We start from the raw sequence: 14,463 nt of genomic DNA on the forward strand, positions 1-14,463 counted from the left end.
CTTTTACACTCGCATTTTTTGTGACTTTGGGGTTATAGTAAATAAAAAGAATATTAGTTGTATTATGCTACTAAAAAAAGCGGACCAGTTATTATCACAAAATAAGCTCAGAGAAGCTGAGTTTCATTACAAAATGCTATTACAAGCAGAGCCTGATAATGGTGACGCCCTGTTTGGCTTAGGTAAAGTAGCACTGCGTTTAGAGCAATTTGATGCCGCTGTTTATATACTACAACGAGCGTGTCAGCATCTCCCTTATGCATTAGAACCTTTGTATGCACTAAGTGATGCATTTAATGCGGTCAACTCTCCTGAAGATGCGCAAAAAGTACTCGAATACGCAACCAGTATTGCCGCAGACAACCCAGACACTCATTATTATTTAGCCCAGCACTATTTAACCTTTGGCGAGCTTGATAAAGCGCAGGCCACGTTTGAGGAAGCATTAAAGCTTGGGATAGCACCAGTTACGGCTTATGTTTTATTTGAATTGGTACAATTAGGGCGCTTTAATAAAGCAAATAATTACATCGTTCAGTTACACCACTTTTTAACGCAAACAAATAACCTACGCTTAAAAATGGTCTGCTACTATGCTTTAGCTAAAAGTTACGACAAATTAGACGATACTGATCAAGCGTTTAACTATTTTGTGATTGCCAATCAGCAACAACACAAACTCAGTGAATTTAATACTGAAGATTTAATTGAGTTTTATGATCAACTTATTGAATATAATAATGAAAGTGTGTTCAATTTAGCAAACCTAAATAAGCAGTATCCTGTTACGCCCGTGTTTATTATTGGTATGCCACGAAGCGGCTCAACCTTACTGGAGCAGATGTTAGCAGGACACAGTCAATGGACAACGCTTGGAGAAGACACCAGTATTAGTAATAAGGTAGTCGCTTTTTTAGAACATAAAACAGGGTTACGCTACCCTCAATGCTTAACTAAGCTAACAACGCCTTTAATTAACCAAGCCAGAGCTATATATTTAGATACCTTAAGTTCTTCTGGGAGCAATTGCGCATTTGTGATCAATAAACTGCCTAGCAACTACCAAAACTTAGGGTTAATTTATATTTTATTCCCAGACGCTAAGTTTATTAACCTGACCCGCAACTTTAACGCAACCGCATTTTCAGTGTTTACTAATTACTTTGCTGAAAACGAACCCTATTTTTGTGATTTAAATGAATTTACTTTGTACCATCAGCTTTATGAAAAACTGATGGGCCATTGGCAACAATTTAACCGCTTAGCTATTTATAATTTAAGTTATGAGCAGTTAATTGAAAACCCTAAAGATCAATTAACCGCACTATTGAGTTTTACTGGCTGTGAATTTGAACAGACTTGTTTAGACTTTTACAAAAATAAAAGCGCCGTTACAACGCTCAGTAAACATGCCATCAGGCAGCCTGTAAATAACAAAAGCCTTGATAAATGGCAGCGTTATGAAGCCCCTTTACTTAGTCTGCTCTCGTTGCCTCAAACCAATTAAGCACATCCATAAACTGTTCTTGGCGTGCCTGTGGATGGGTAAGCATATTAATATGGTCGTAATCTACTTTGTGCCCAAAGCGGCGGCCATATATTTGCATTTTTTGCACCCCAGCACCTGACTCATCAATAAACTTTTGAATATCGATAGGCTGTGCCAATGCTTTATCTTTTACTGCCGCAATATGTAACGTTGGAGGAAGCGTGAGATTTGCTAATGTTTTAGCGTAATCAAAGCCATCATCACTGTCTATCCACGGATTTTTCTTAGCCCACTGCATACTTTGATAATGCGACTTTTGAGTTTCATCATCACTGCCCCACTTTAAGCGTTTTGCTGGTAAATAACCGTGTTTTTTCGCTAATATTGGCGCCATAAAATACCAAATTAAATTGGCCTGAAATAACTTTTTAGGGTGGTTATTAAATAGCGAACGCTTTGAACCAAAATAGGCACACGCTTTTACATCGTTTATCAGCTCAGGGAAGCGAGCAAACACGCTATTAAGCAACACCCCACCCCAAGAATGAGCAACTAAAAAGTCAGGTTTTTTACTCTCTAACTGTTCAATTTTTTCAATAAATGCCGGAATATCTTCAACAATCGCCTCAGTTTGTCCATACCGTGCTTGCTTACAAATAGCAGGTTTACTTTCACCACGCCCGCGTAAATCAGCGACATAACAACAATACCCTTGTTCAGCTAAAAAAGGCGCTAACCCTTTATTGCTATGAGTGTAAAATATTTTGCCATTTTCTACCGCACCATGAATTAATAACACCACAGGGCCGCTCGGCTGTTGATTGGCGATACGGCGCAAATGCAGTGTTTGATAGTCATCTAATTTAATAAAAACAGATTGTTGAGTAATTGCCAAAGCGAATTCCTTATAATTGCTAACAACTCATCCTACCAGTAATATCTGGTAAGCCAAAGGGAAAATTATGCACTTTTTCTGTCTGTATTTGTTACTATTAGCTTTTATTCCTGTTGTTAAAAAAGCCTCATGAAAGCAAAATCAGCTCGTTCTAAATTACATCCGCGCAATCAACACAAAAATGGTTACGATTTTAATTTGCTTACCTCGCAAACCCCTTCGTTAACTGCTTTTTTAATTACGACGCCAGCAAGCAATCAAAGTATTGATTTTAGTAATAACTTAGCTGTAAAAACCTTGAATCAGGCGCTATTAAAAAGTCATTACAATATTAACTTTTGGGACATTCCTGAGCACAACTTATGCCCACCTATTCCAGGTAGAGTTGACTATATTCATTACTTAGCTGACTTACTCAGCGAAGATAATCAGCAAGTTATTCCCACTGGCCGACAAATTAAAGTGCTTGATATAGGCACTGGCGCTAACTTAGTTTACCCGCTAACGGGCAATAGCGAATACCAATGGCACTTTACTGGCAGCGACATAGACTCTGCAGCAATAAAAATAGCCAAGCAGCTCGCTCAGTTCAATAATCTAAAAATAACGCTTAAACAACAAAAAAATCCCGAGCATATTTTTAAAGGGGTGATTAATGCGAAAGATTTGTATCATTTAACGATGTGTAACCCGCCATTTCACGCCAGTGCAGAAGAAGCCAGTAAAGGCAGTGAACGTAAATGGAAAAACTTAGGCAAAGCGCCTTCGCAAGCACTTAATTTTGGCGGACAAAGTAATGAGCTGTGGTGTGAAGGTGGTGAATTAGCATTCATTTCTAACATGATCAAAGAAAGCGCTCAGTTCAGTGAGCAAGTGATCTGGTTCACCTCGTTGGTTTCTAAAAAAGAGACCCTTGCTGCTTTACAAACACAGCTAAAACAGCTCCCTATTTGCGACTATAAAATCGTTGAAATGGCACAAGGGCAAAAAGTCAGTCGCTTTATTGCGTGGAGTTATTTTGATAAAACGACCCGTGAACAAATTTGTGAAAAATTAGTATAAAGCCACTTAAGGACACCCCATGATAGATTTTCGCTCAGACACAGTGACCAAGCCTTGCAATAAAATGCGAGATATTATGTATCATGCCCCGGTTGGCGATGATGTATACGGCGATGATGAAAGCGTTAACCAATTGGAAGCTTATGCTCGATTGCGTTTTAATGTGGCCGATGCATTATTTTGTAGCTCCGGCACGCAAGCAAACTTATTGGCATTAATGGCGCATTGTGAGCGAGGTGATGAGTATATTTGTGGGCAAAGTGCTCATAACTACAAGTTTGAAGGCGGTGGCGCTGCCGTTTTAGGCTCTATTCAACCACAACCTATTGAAAATGAAGCCGATGGTAGCCTATGTTTTACTAAAATTGCTGCTGCAATAAAACCCGATGATAGCCACTTTGCGAAAACGCGATTACTGAGCCTTGAAAACACCATAGGTGGCAAAGTACTGGGTATTGATTATTTAATTAAAGCACGTGAATTTGTTGATCAACATAACTTAGCACTGCATTTAGATGGCGCGCGAGCATTTAATGCCGCAGCCGAGCTTAACCTTGATATTAGTGATATCACCAAACATTTTGATTCAGTCTCTATTTGTTTATCGAAAGGCTTAGGTGCGCCAGTTGGCTCATTATTATTAGGTTCTGAGCAGTTAATCGCTAAAGCAAGACGCTGGCGTAAAGTGCTTGGCGGCGGTATGCGCCAAGCGGGTATGTTAGCTGCTGCAGGGCAATATGCGTTAGAAAATAACACGCAACGTTTAGTCGATGATCACTCTAATGCGCGTTATTTAGCACAGCAGTTAAGTGAAATTTCAGGCTTTGAAGTAAATATGAGTAATACCACAAATATGGTTTACGCTACGTTTGATAACAGCATAAACATCACAAAGCTAGCAGCCGATTTAAAAGCACATGACATTGTGTTTAGCCCAAGTAAGCAACTTAGGCTAGTAACCCATTTAGGTATTACCAAAGCGGATATAGATACCTTTATTAAAGCCTTAACGGCCCATATTTAACGCGGCTTTGTAATGCTTGCGGCACACCGATTCATAACGGTCGTTGCCGCCAATTTCTACTTGGTTGCCATCGGCAATAGCCTCACCATTTTCATCGGTACGTAATACGTGATTTGCTTTGCGCCCACAATGACACACCGTTTTAAGCTCTATTAACTTATCAGCCCAAGCAAGTAAATATTGCGAGCCACTAAATAACTCTCCTCTAAAGTCGTTTCTTAAGCCGTAACACAATACGGGAATACCTAATTCATCGACTACATCGGTTAACTGCATAACTTGATCTTTAGATAAAAACTGACATTCATCCACGAGTACACAATGGCGTTTTTTATCACTATTGAGCGATTTAATTAGCTCGTATACGTCTTTATCCGCATCATAAATATGTGCATCTGCTTGCAAGCCAATACGTGATGATACTTTACCCACTCCGGCTCTATCATCGATAGCCGCCGTGAGGATCACCGGCTCCATACCACGTTCTTTATAATTGAATGCAGATTGTAGTAAGGTGGTTGATTTACCTGCATTCATTGCAGAGTAGTAAAAGTATAATTGCGCCATGGCCGTGCCTTCAAATAAAAAGTGCGCTTATGCTACCTTAAAGTGCTCAGAATACAAATTTGGATACGTTATTTAGCTATTTATTTTGCTTCATGCTCTAGTAACCATTGCTTGCGCTCTAAACCACCTGCATAACCAGTTAGTTTTTTATTTGCACCAATAATACGATGACACGGCACAATAATACTGACTGGGTTTTTACCATTTGCAGCCCCTACCGCTCTCACAGCTTTAGGGTTGTTTAACTGCTCGGCAATATCTTTATAAGTCGCCACTTTTCCAAAGGGTACGCTACACAATGCCTGCCATACGCTTTGCTGAAATGGCGTGCCGCCAGTATCAAGTTCTAAATCAAACTCGGTACGCGAATGAGCAAAGTACTCATTAAGCTGCGCCATACAAGATAAAACATGTGAATTAGTCACCTTATTTAAAGGCGTACTGATATAACTGGTCGGTGGATAAAACCCCACATAACTAATACCTTTTTCAGTTGCCTGAATAATAATATCGTCAATCGGGCTGGGTAAACTGGTTTGCGCTATCATAATTGCTGCCAAAGTTGAAAAGTTAAGTAAGATCGAAATGGTGCACAGTTCGCAGATTCAAAAGAGCTTGCTGCCGCTTGTGCCTTTTTAACGCCTAAATCGCCATCGAGTAAAATATCGGGCTGGCTTTGGCCGCGTAACTTTGCATAACTAACCGTCCATGAGCCAATCCCTTTTAAACTAAGCCATTGATCTAAGTCATCACAATCGGGATTCACGGCACAAAATTCAGCGAGGTTATGCAGGGCATTTTTACGCGCCTGTGGCATTTTAAAGAATGCAAAATCACTGTGTGCTAACACTTCAGGCTCAGGAAAATAGACCTGTTGGTGTTGCTTTTCACCAAGTTGTGTTACTAAATTAGTCACTAGGTTGTGCGCCGCCGCTACACTGACTTGTTGCCCAAGTACAGCCCTAACTCCCGCCTCAAAACTTGACCAAATACCCGGTAACCTTAAGCCTTTAGTAAGTGGAAATGCATTATTAATGTGTTCGCTTAAATGCGCCTCAATTAAATAAGTATCTGCATCTAAATCAAGTACACGGCGAATGTTGTTAATAACTGGCTGTAAATATTGCGTATTATCTATATCAATTTGCACCCGAAAATGATGTTTATCTGCAACAAACTCAGCATCAAAGCGCCCTCTACACGATTTATAAGTAAAAGTACGCCCATAACTGGTTGGCGTTAACCACTCTATTGGCTGAATTAATCGTTTTGCTAAAAACCCATGCAATGCCTGCCAGTTATACGGCGGACGAAAAGGAAAAATTAAGGTGAGCCCAATATCAGCTGGGTGCTTGGCGGTTCTGAGCGCTGAGGGCGCAATATTAAGTTGTTTTAAAAAAGCATCATTAAAACGCCGAACACTTTTAAAGCCTGAGGCAAACGCTATCTCGGTAAGCGGTAAGCTAGTTTCTTGAATCAATTTTTTTGCAAAATGACATTGGTTAAACAATCGATATTGCGTGATAGAAATACCAAAATATTGAGAAAATAATCGCCTTAAATAACGGCTACTTATTCCTAAACGCGTGGCGAGCTTTTCGCAGTCGTGCTGATTATTCTGATCAATTAATTGCTTGGCTCGTAGAGCCGTTGTTTTTGTTCCCTGCCAAGCCGCACTTCCTGGTGCACTATCGGGCCGACAACGAATACAAGGCCTGAAACCAGCTTGCGCGGCAGAGTGCGCAAACTGATAGTAGACTACATTTTTTTCGTGAGCTGTGGGCGCAGGGCAAATTGGCCTGCAATAAATACCGGTACTTTTAACGGCTACATAAAAAAGCCCATCGAAACGCGCATCACGACTTTGACGTGCTTTTTGCCAGTGCTGATCACCCATAAAATGCTCTTGTAAATTAGGTAGCGCTTAGCTTAGCAAAAACTAAGCGTATTACTGGCCATATTCGGCACTAGGGTCTGTTAACCTTTGCGGATTAAAATTTGTTCAAACTAGGGGCGGTTTAATCGCGCGCGAGGTTTGTAACCTAGTGGGCTCGATAACTGCTCCTGCGTTATTCTACTGGCTTACATCCATGTAAGAATAAGTAAAAACCGAGCAAAGCTTCCGCGTCCTGCTCACGCCCCTTACCTACATCCATGTAGGCAACAAAGAGTAAATTGCCCCTAGGCAGAACCCGAAGGTCAGCGCCTGTTTGGCATTGATGCTGCGTTATCGCCTATTTATGGGGAATAACCACACCACTTAGGCTCTGCCTTGCCTAAATACCAAACAGACTGCTGCAAATTTAACCTTAAAAGGTCAACAGACCCTAATCTTTGTTTGCAAAATCAATTAACGCCTGACCCGTTAAACGATATATAATCCACTCATTTTGTGGTTCAGCGCCCATGCTATTATAAAAATCAATCGCGGGTTTATTCCAATCAAGTACCACCCATTCAAAGCGACCACAGTCTTTATTGATTGCTCTGTTTGCCAGTTCTTTCATAATGGCTTTACCAGCGCCATTTCCGCGGCTATCAGGGCTCACATATAAATCTTCTAGGTAGAGGCCATTTTTACCTAACCAAGTCGAGTAGTTGTAAAAATATACTGCAAAGCCAATTGGCTCATCATCTTGTAAACATATTAAACTGTGCGCCGTTGCGCCTTCACAAAACAGGGTGTTTAAAATGGCTTGCTCATCGGTTTTAACTGCATCAGGTTCTTTTTCGTAAATAGCAAGCTCATTGATAAAGTGTAGAATTGTTTTTGCATCACTTGGCTTTGCATCGCGAATTTCTATTGCTGTGTTCATTGTTATTGACCCTTAAAAAACTACTTTTATGTCTGGTAAGCATCTAATTTAATATAAAAAGTGCTTAACTAATTATGATAATTTAAGCCATTAATACATTTATTTATACCCTAGCATATCGTTTTATATTCAATAAGTAACGTTCACGAGCTTATTTCAATTTAGTCATTAGGGCATTAAAAAAACAAATTAAAACAACGCTTTTATATATGGCAAAAAGTTGTCATTATGAGTACACAGTAAAGCAATGAAGAAGTTTAACTAAAATGGGTCATGGTCATTCACACAGTCACGTTGATGATAACCAAAGTGATAAACAGCTCACTCTTGCCGTATTTATAAATGTTTTACTGACTGCAGTGCAAGTTGTTGGCGGCATATTTTCCGGCAGTCTTTCATTAATTGCCGATGCATTACATAACCTAAGTGATGCAGCCTCAATTTTTATTGCCCTCGTTGCTCGAAAAATTGGCAATAAGCAAGCTGATACAACCCACCATTTTGGCTACAAACGTGCAGAAATACTAGCAACTCTTTTTAATAGCACCACGTTAATAGTCATCGGTGGTTATTTAATTTTTGAAGCAATTAGCGGGTATTTAAACCCTCAACCTATCAATGGCTGGATCATTGTGTGGGTTGCTGCAGTAGCGCTATTCATTGATTTAGTCACTGCATTATTAACCTTTAAAGCCGGCGCTAAAAATAACATGAATATAAAGGCGGCGTTTATTCATAATGTGTCTGATGCAATGGCATCAATAGTCGTTATTATTGCCGGTACTTTAATTATTTTATACCAGTGGTATGTAGTTGATTTAATAGCGACCATTTTAATATCACTGTACGTTATTTATCACGGCGTGTTATTACTTAAAGCCAGCTGCAGCATTTTAATGCAGGCAGCCCCCATTGATTTTGATCAGCAACTTATAAGCAAGAAATTACTGCAACAGTTTGCTATTACGCAAATAAAATCCATAAAAGCGTGGCAACTGGACGATAATACCACTCACTGTGAAATTGTGATGCAAACAGATACCCCTATTGAGCTTAATGCCATAAAACACTATTTACATGATGAATTTGCAATTAAACACTGCGTAATCGAGTGTTACTAATCACTGTTTTCAATAACCAAAATGATTACATTAAAGCTCTAAGTAGGTTTACTTATATTAGATAGACTTCTCAGCGGTTTTTATTTAAACCGCTACAAAAATACGATAGATAAGTATTATCACAAATTAATTAAAGAGTACTGATAGTTGCTGCTGCAAGGGGCAGCATTAAGTTTTCAGCTTTATCTGCTTTTTTCACGGATATTTGTGTAAACAATAAATGTCCACTTCCCTGCTCCTTAGCCTTTCTTACTTCATTAATTACAGAGCCGTGAGCTGGGTGCAAAGACATCCCCCCGCTACAATAGCAATAATTAGATTACGAGAGTGGCTACAAAATATATTGAGTGAAAAAACTCAGTTGTGTAAATATTTCAGTTTTACTGTATTCATCCCAGAATTCGAAGTAATAAAGCGTAAAAGAACAACCTCAACACTTAGAATAGCTGCAATACTTTACTTAATAACCTTAGTAAGTATGCCTTTTTATGTTATAAAAAATGTAACTTGCTGATCTAAAATACAAATAACAACTTGTCCATTTGTCAGCCAGCAATGCAAACTTAAACGAGAATCAAACTCAATATTAACCATATGATTTATAAGTAAATTACTTGCAATTCTGTGCCTATATACTAGACTAGCCACAATTAAAATTTTTAGGATAAGCGCTATGAAAGGTAATCAAAAAGTAATCGACGCCTTCAATACATTGTTAGCTAACGAATTAGCTGCTATTGACCAGTATTTTATTCATTCTCGTATGTACGACGATTGGGGCTTAAACAAACTTTATGAGCGTCTTAACCATGAAATGGAAGAAGAAAAAGATCACGCTGATTGGTTAATTAAACGTATTCTTTTTTTAGAAGGCGTACCAAACATGACCAAACGTCGTGACCTCTTAATTGGTAGCGATGTAAAAAGCATGATGCAAAACGACTTAACCTTGGAACTTGAAGTGGTTGAGTGTGTTAAAGAAGTTATTGCCATCTGTGAACAACAGCAAGATTATCAATCTCGTGAAATTCTAGAAAAGCTATTATTTGATACCGAAGAAGATCACGTCTACTGGTTAGAGCAACAATTGGGTCTGATTGACAAAATTGGCACTCAAAACTATCACCAAGCTCAAATGGGCGAATAAGGACTTATATTATGAAAGGCGATAAAGACGTTATTGCAGCACTAAATAAAGTACTTGCTAATGAGCTTGTGGGTATTAACCAATACTTTTTACATGCACGTATGTTTAAAGATTTTGGTTTTAGTAAACTAGACAAAGCTGATTACAAAGTATCGATACAAAAAATGAAAAACGCCGATCGTTTAATTGAGCGTATTTTATTTTTAGAAGGACTGCCAAACCTTCAAGATTTAGGACGCTTACGCATTGGCGAAAACAGCGAAGAAATGATTGCCGCTAACATGAGCTTTGAACTTGATACAGTAGATGAGCTTCGTGCTGCGATTAAACTAGCTGAAAGTAAAAAAGATTACATTAGCCGTGAAGCGCTCGATAACATTTTAAATGAGCAAGAAGAGCAAATTGATTGGCTAGAAACACAGCAACTACTGATCAAAAACACTGGGCTTGAAAACTACTTACAATCACAACTGTAAGTTAAAGTTATAAATATAAAAAAAGCAGCTAAGGCTGCTTTTTTTATATTTAATTTTTAAATGTTATACCAATTCGTTTAGGTAGGCCTATTTATGTAGATTACTATTAAGCCACTTGATCGGTTATATCTGCAATTTGAATCAGTTTACGATTGAGGATCTTTTTAGTACAACAACAACACTTACCGCATTGGCTGCCCACTTTAAGCTCTTTAGTTAGCTCGCGCATGGTAGTAGCACCATCGTCGATGGTTTGCTCAATTTTTTTATCAGTCACACCGTGACAAAGACAAACATACATGAATACAAACAACTCTCAATTTCATTTAGTGGGTTCATATTAATCTAAACGAAAATAGTTATCAATTGGTTTTTGATCAAAAATTAAATTTTATTTTTTAGTGTGGCCAGCGCCACTTAAATTGAGAATTCGCGGCAGCTTGAGAATTGTTTAAATTTCATTCGAAGCATGGCACTTAAATTGAGATTTATTAACTAAAGTCTCGCCTTAAATTTAAGTAGGTTCAGGGTCTGTTGACCTTTCAAGGTTAAATTTGCAGCAGTCTGTTTGGTCTTTAGGCAAGGCAGAGTCTATGTGGTGTGGTTATTCCCCATAAATAGGCGATAACGCAGCATCAATGCCAAACAGGCGCTGCCCGAAGGGTTCAGCCTAGGGGCAATTAACTCTTTGTTGCCTACATGGATGTAGGTAAGGGGCGTGAGCAGGACGCGGAAGCTTTGCTCGATTTTTACTTAGCCCACTAGGTTACAAATCTCGCGTCGCGATTAAATCCCCCCTAGTTTGAACAAATATTAATCCGTAAAGGCCAACAGCCCCTAAGTTTAGGTAAATAGTTGAATGATTAAAATGAATTACATTAAGTCTGAAGAAGCCTTAATGTATAAATACAGGATTAGTGCGTGGGCTATTTCCGGTTTGTGCCATAAGCGGACTGTCGTAACCTTAAACTCTTGATAAGTGGCAATTATTCTCTAAGAGCACTTCTCTCAATATATGCTCTGAATTCTTCTTCAGTCATTTTATTATGGCGTCCATCATAAGTTCCTGAAACTTGGTTGTAATACGATATTGTACTAAAAATCACAAAGCACCCTTCAAAATATCTACAAACTAGATGTGCTTCTTCAGGTAACTCTTCACCTTGAAATTCATTATAATCCCAATGATGCCTTTCTATGTATCTATTTCAACTAATTCTTCGTATGGAAATATGTATGAGTCTCGATCGTAAACCCCTGTTTTATTGATGCTTTTAGCTTCTAAACGAAAATAATTCCACTGGGGATCTACACCAAAAGATTCGTATGTTAATTTTTTTGGCGCTAAAATATCAAACATTTTCTGAGCAATTTTGAGTGCTATTAGTCCTGATTCATTAGCCAAACTAGCACCAACAAAGGTATTTCCACCTCCACCGGGCAAAAACATATGATTTAAACTAGGAACATGTCCTATCTCATTAAGAATAGTTACAATATCATCAGGATTAGTCCAAGTTACAGAGTTTGGGGAACCTGCTGGAAATAGCTTATTTTGTAGGTCAAACCATTCTGCTAAATTTTGTATATGAAAGTCATCGTTGGTCTTAATCCAATCTTGTAATTTCTGAACAACCACATCCATCTTTGGGCGATTTTCAGCTGTATGATCAGTACATTCAGCTAATAGGTCATTTAAGGTTTTTGTATAAAGACCTTTACAAGAATTATTTATGCTTATTGAGGAAAACACATTGTACTGCCCATCAAAGCATTTCAAAACGCGCAAACAACCTCCGACAAGGCAACAAGTGCCGACATAAAAGCAGGCCAAGGGCAGCAAGCTGTTGCTGATAATATAGAGTCAATAAATACGCTTTCAACTTTAGTTAATACAAATACGAAACTCATTACAGATCTAAATACACAAACCAATGATATAAACCAAGTTGTTATGATGATTCAAAGCGTTGCTGAGCAAACTAACTTGTTAGCTTTAAATGCAGCTATTGAAGCAGCAAGAGCTGGCGATTCTGGTCGAGGTTTTGCCGTTGTAGCCGATGAGGTAAGACAACTTGCCCACAATACTCAAAAAGCAACCGCTAGCATTAATGAAATGATCACAAAACTACAAGGCATGGCTCAGCAAGCTGTTAATGCGATGGGTAACGCTGAAAGCAGCGCTAAAGAGAGTGTCGACCATGCTAATTATTCTTCACAGGTACTCAGCGAAATTAACCAAGAAGTTACCGAAATTGCAGATATGAATACTCAAATATCAACCGCAACTCAGGAGCAAAAAATGGTCGCAAATGAACTAAGCAGCAATATTAATGAGTTTAGCGCGAGTATTACTTCTGTCAGCGAAAGCTCACAACAAAATGCTCAAGCTTCGCAAGAACTCGCACAGCTTGCGGCAATGCTACAAGGACAAGTTAATGTATTTAAAGTTTAGTTGCTTTAATTTTGAGGCATATTAGCGCTTATACTTTAAATAAAAACCTTATATGCCATCATTTAAATGATTAAATGATGGCATATTGGTTACTTTAAGCGCGAGTTTGATTAGACAATATAGTTATCCAATCACTGGGGTTTGAGAGTATAAACTGATATGAGCTGCCATCTTGCGTGAAAACCTCTATCGCATCAGCCGTTATTGGAATAAGGCCTGCGCCCTTACCTTTACATTCAACCACTTTTAAAATTGTATTACGTGGAATTGTATGTGGTTCTAACCCCAATTTTTCATTAAAAGGTTCAAAATTTACATTAGTCTGCGTAATCCAAAACTTTCCGTCCGCTTTCATGACTCCATTTTGAATGGTTGCCGTAGTTGATTTAACAATTGTTGATTGCATATTTAAATTCCTTTACACGTGCATATAATTTCAAATTGTTCAACTTCCTTCTGTTTATTATTACAGCTAACTTGATAGCCAAAAGCAAGTTTATTTGTGCACTAACGCCACAAAGCCACCTTTTAAATTTAAAAGTTACCCGCATATATTTACCTGCTTTAAACTTTGTGGAATAATCGCTGCCCTCTTAGGGGAGTAGCCCGCTCAGTAATGAGTAAACTTATCAACATAATTGCACCTCATGTGCATGGTAAGTTTGTAATGTTGTAGCAAGCGTTATCGGCGAGACCTAGGTAGACACTATCCTCATGGCGGGAGATAGCTGTTTGCCTTGGTTTAGTATTCCCGCCTGAAGATTATATTAATGGATATTTTTTTAACCTCTACCGTCACTGTTGCCCTCGCTGAAATAGGCGATAAAACTCAGCTTTTATCGTTACTACTCGCGGCACGTTTTCATAATAAAATAGCGCTTATTTTAGGCATTCTCGCTGCTACTATTATTAATCATGGTTTATCTGCCTGGTTTGGTGATTGGCTGAGCGGAAACTTTGCCGACGAATACTTACCTTGGATAGTTAATATAAGCTTTATTGTGGTAGGGCTGTGGCTGCTTATTCCCGATAAAGATGAAGATGTGAGCCATAAATACGACCGCTATGGTGCATTTTTAGTAGCCTTAATCTTATTTTTTATTGCTGAAATTGGCGACAAAACACAAATTGCAACCGTGTTGCTCGGTGCACAATATCAATCTGTTTTATGGGTAACAATTGGTACAACCCTTGGTATGCTAATCGCCAATGTCCCTGTTATTTATGCCGGTAAGGCGCTACTAAAAAGAATTCCATTAAATACCGTTAGAGCGATAGCCGCCACTGTGTTTGTATTACTTGGTGTTTATGGCTTAGTAACCATTATGTAATTAAGTAACCTGAATTTTGGATAATAAGTCTTTTAACCAGCGTTCAGGTTAAGTAATTTACAACAAAAAACGCTTACCTA

17 protein-coding genes and 1 riboswitch are annotated in these 14,463 nt (G+C 38.6%); of the genes, 8 read left to right on the forward strand and 9 right to left on the reverse strand.

Annotated elements, in window-relative coordinates; translation table 11 throughout:
- Nucleotides 1–64: 64 nt before the first annotated feature.
- Nucleotides 65–1,507, forward strand: coding sequence for a tetratricopeptide repeat-containing sulfotransferase family protein (locus tag QMA00_RS02715; RefSeq protein WP_290155902.1), 1,443 nt, complete (start codon nt 65–67; stop codon nt 1,505–1,507).
- Here QMA00_RS02715 and QMA00_RS02720 read toward each other — a convergent pair.
- Nucleotides 1,476–2,384 carry an alpha/beta fold hydrolase gene (locus QMA00_RS02720; RefSeq protein WP_076921665.1) on the reverse strand — a complete coding sequence of 303 codons (909 nt, stop codon included), beginning with the start codon at nt 2,382–2,384 and terminating at the stop codon, nt 1,476–1,478. The two genes, QMA00_RS02715 and QMA00_RS02720, sit on opposite strands and share 32 nt — an antisense overlap.
- A 129-nt stretch (nt 2,385–2,513) precedes the next feature.
- On the opposite strand from QMA00_RS02720, the gene rlmF reads away from it, so the two are divergent.
- The gene (rlmF, locus tag QMA00_RS02725; protein ID WP_262976662.1) at nt 2,514–3,446 is read left to right on the forward strand and encodes a 23S rRNA (adenine(1618)-N(6))-methyltransferase RlmF; all 933 of its coding nucleotides are present in this window, start codon (nt 2,514–2,516) and stop codon (nt 3,444–3,446) included.
- Between the two features lie 19 nt (nt 3,447–3,465).
- Nucleotides 3,466–4,470 carry a low-specificity L-threonine aldolase gene (gene ltaE, locus QMA00_RS02730; RefSeq protein ID WP_262976663.1) on the forward strand — a complete coding sequence of 335 codons (1,005 nt, stop codon included), beginning with the start codon at nt 3,466–3,468 and terminating at the stop codon, nt 4,468–4,470.
- Here ltaE and QMA00_RS02735 read toward each other — a convergent pair.
- From QMA00_RS02735 to QMA00_RS02750, 4 genes are all read right to left on the reverse strand, one after another.
- Entirely contained in the window at nt 4,453–5,037 is a 585-nt protein-coding gene (locus tag QMA00_RS02735) for a thymidine kinase (protein WP_008112278.1), read from the reverse strand. The genes ltaE and QMA00_RS02735 overlap by 18 nt on opposite strands.
- A gap of 80 nt (nt 5,038–5,117) precedes the next feature.
- Nucleotides 5,118–5,585, reverse strand: a complete 468-nt coding sequence (locus QMA00_RS02740) for a methylated-DNA--[protein]-cysteine S-methyltransferase (protein WP_262976664.1) — start codon at nt 5,583–5,585, stop codon at nt 5,118–5,120.
- Complete coding sequence (locus QMA00_RS02745; RefSeq protein WP_262976665.1) at nt 5,582–6,934, reverse strand: AlkA N-terminal domain-containing protein; 1,353 nt, start codon at nt 6,932–6,934, stop codon at nt 5,582–5,584. Before QMA00_RS02745 ends, QMA00_RS02740 begins: the two co-directional genes overlap by 4 nt.
- Nucleotides 6,935–7,364: 430 nt before the next feature.
- Complete coding sequence (locus tag QMA00_RS02750) at nt 7,365–7,853, reverse strand: GNAT family N-acetyltransferase (RefSeq protein WP_016899173.1); 489 nt, start codon at nt 7,851–7,853, stop codon at nt 7,365–7,367.
- 266 nt (nt 7,854–8,119) lie between these two features.
- Here QMA00_RS02750 and QMA00_RS02755 point away from each other — a divergent pair, with 266 nt between their 5' ends.
- Nucleotides 8,120–8,974, forward strand: coding sequence for a cation diffusion facilitator family transporter (locus QMA00_RS02755; protein WP_076921653.1), 855 nt, complete (start codon nt 8,120–8,122; stop codon nt 8,972–8,974).
- Nucleotides 8,975–9,104: 130 nt separating this feature from the next.
- Here QMA00_RS02755 and QMA00_RS02760 read toward each other — a convergent pair whose 3' ends face one another.
- Nucleotides 9,105–9,266, reverse strand: coding sequence for a hypothetical protein (locus QMA00_RS02760; RefSeq protein ID WP_013463108.1), 162 nt, complete (start codon nt 9,264–9,266; stop codon nt 9,105–9,107).
- Between the two features lie 381 nt (nt 9,267–9,647).
- On the opposite strand from QMA00_RS02760, the gene bfr (QMA00_RS02765) reads away from it, so the two are divergent.
- Nucleotides 9,648–10,121, forward strand: a complete 474-nt coding sequence (gene bfr, locus QMA00_RS02765; RefSeq protein ID WP_024602407.1) for a bacterioferritin — start codon at nt 9,648–9,650, stop codon at nt 10,119–10,121.
- Nucleotides 10,122–10,132: 11 nt separating this feature from the next.
- Nucleotides 10,133–10,597: a bacterioferritin gene (gene bfr / locus QMA00_RS02770; protein WP_008112262.1), complete on the forward strand. Its 465-nt coding sequence runs from the start codon at nt 10,133–10,135 to the stop codon at nt 10,595–10,597.
- A 106-nt stretch (nt 10,598–10,703) separates the two neighbouring features.
- Here bfr (QMA00_RS02770) and QMA00_RS02775 read toward each other — a convergent pair whose 3' ends face one another.
- Both QMA00_RS02775 and QMA00_RS02780 read right to left on the reverse strand, forming a co-directional pair.
- Complete coding sequence (locus tag QMA00_RS02775; RefSeq protein WP_010389142.1) at nt 10,704–10,898, reverse strand: (2Fe-2S)-binding protein; 195 nt, start codon at nt 10,896–10,898, stop codon at nt 10,704–10,706.
- An 894-nt stretch (nt 10,899–11,792) separates the two neighbouring features.
- Entirely contained in the window at nt 11,793–12,386 is a 594-nt protein-coding gene (locus tag QMA00_RS02780; protein ID WP_217696933.1) for a hypothetical protein, read from the reverse strand.
- Here QMA00_RS02780 and QMA00_RS02785 point away from each other — a divergent pair.
- On the forward strand, nt 12,363–13,052 hold the full coding sequence (locus QMA00_RS02785; RefSeq protein WP_290155958.1) for a methyl-accepting chemotaxis protein: 690 nt from the start codon (nt 12,363–12,365) through the stop codon (nt 13,050–13,052). The genes QMA00_RS02780 and QMA00_RS02785 overlap by 24 nt on opposite strands.
- Nucleotides 13,053–13,146: 94 nt before the next feature.
- On the opposite strand, the gene QMA00_RS02790 is transcribed toward QMA00_RS02785, so the two are convergent.
- A complete protein-coding gene (locus QMA00_RS02790; RefSeq protein WP_076922014.1) occupies nt 13,147–13,458 on the reverse strand; it encodes a hypothetical protein in 312 nt (103 codons plus the stop codon).
- A 178-nt stretch (nt 13,459–13,636) separates the two neighbouring features.
- Nucleotides 13,637–13,738, forward strand: a riboswitch (yybP-ykoY riboswitch).
- Nucleotides 13,739–13,822: 84 nt separating this feature from the next.
- On the opposite strand from QMA00_RS02790, the gene QMA00_RS02795 reads away from it, so the two are divergent.
- A complete protein-coding gene (locus tag QMA00_RS02795; RefSeq protein WP_076922013.1) occupies nt 13,823–14,383 on the forward strand; it encodes a TMEM165/GDT1 family protein in 561 nt (186 codons plus the stop codon).
- Nucleotides 14,384–14,463: the final 80 nt, after the last annotated feature.

This window comes from Pseudoalteromonas sp. APC 3694 (assembly GCF_030407565.1).
Classification (GTDB): Bacteria; Pseudomonadota; Gammaproteobacteria; order Enterobacterales; family Alteromonadaceae; genus Pseudoalteromonas; species Pseudoalteromonas tetraodonis.

Coding starts and splice junctions, on each gene's coding strand:
- QMA00_RS02715 (WP_290155902.1), top strand. CDS start 65: ATGCTACTAAAAAAAGCGGACCAGTTATTATCACAAAATAAGCTCAGA.
- rlmF (WP_262976662.1), top strand. CDS start 2,514: ATGAAAGCAAAATCAGCTCGTTCTAAATTACATCCGCGCAATCAACAC.
- ltaE (WP_262976663.1), top strand. CDS start 3,466: ATGATAGATTTTCGCTCAGACACAGTGACCAAGCCTTGCAATAAAATG.
- QMA00_RS02735 (WP_008112278.1), bottom strand. CDS start 5,037: ATGGCGCAATTATACTTTTACTACTCTGCAATGAATGCAGGTAAATCA.
- QMA00_RS02740 (WP_262976664.1), bottom strand. CDS start 5,585: ATGATAGCGCAAACCAGTTTACCCAGCCCGATTGACGATATTATTATT.
- QMA00_RS02745 (WP_262976665.1), bottom strand. CDS start 6,934: ATGGGTGATCAGCACTGGCAAAAAGCACGTCAAAGTCGTGATGCGCGT.
- QMA00_RS02750 (WP_016899173.1), bottom strand. CDS start 7,853: ATGAACACAGCAATAGAAATTCGCGATGCAAAGCCAAGTGATGCAAAA.
- QMA00_RS02755 (WP_076921653.1), top strand. CDS start 8,120: ATGGGTCATGGTCATTCACACAGTCACGTTGATGATAACCAAAGTGAT.
- QMA00_RS02760 (WP_013463108.1), bottom strand. CDS start 9,266: ATGTCTTTGCACCCAGCTCACGGCTCTGTAATTAATGAAGTAAGAAAG.
- bfr (WP_024602407.1), top strand. CDS start 9,648: ATGAAAGGTAATCAAAAAGTAATCGACGCCTTCAATACATTGTTAGCT.
- bfr (WP_008112262.1), top strand. CDS start 10,133: ATGAAAGGCGATAAAGACGTTATTGCAGCACTAAATAAAGTACTTGCT.
- QMA00_RS02775 (WP_010389142.1), bottom strand. CDS start 10,898: ATGTATGTTTGTCTTTGTCACGGTGTGACTGATAAAAAAATTGAGCAA.
- QMA00_RS02790 (WP_076922014.1), bottom strand. CDS start 13,458: ATGCAATCAACAATTGTTAAATCAACTACGGCAACCATTCAAAATGGA.
- QMA00_RS02795 (WP_076922013.1), top strand. CDS start 13,823: ATGGATATTTTTTTAACCTCTACCGTCACTGTTGCCCTCGCTGAAATA.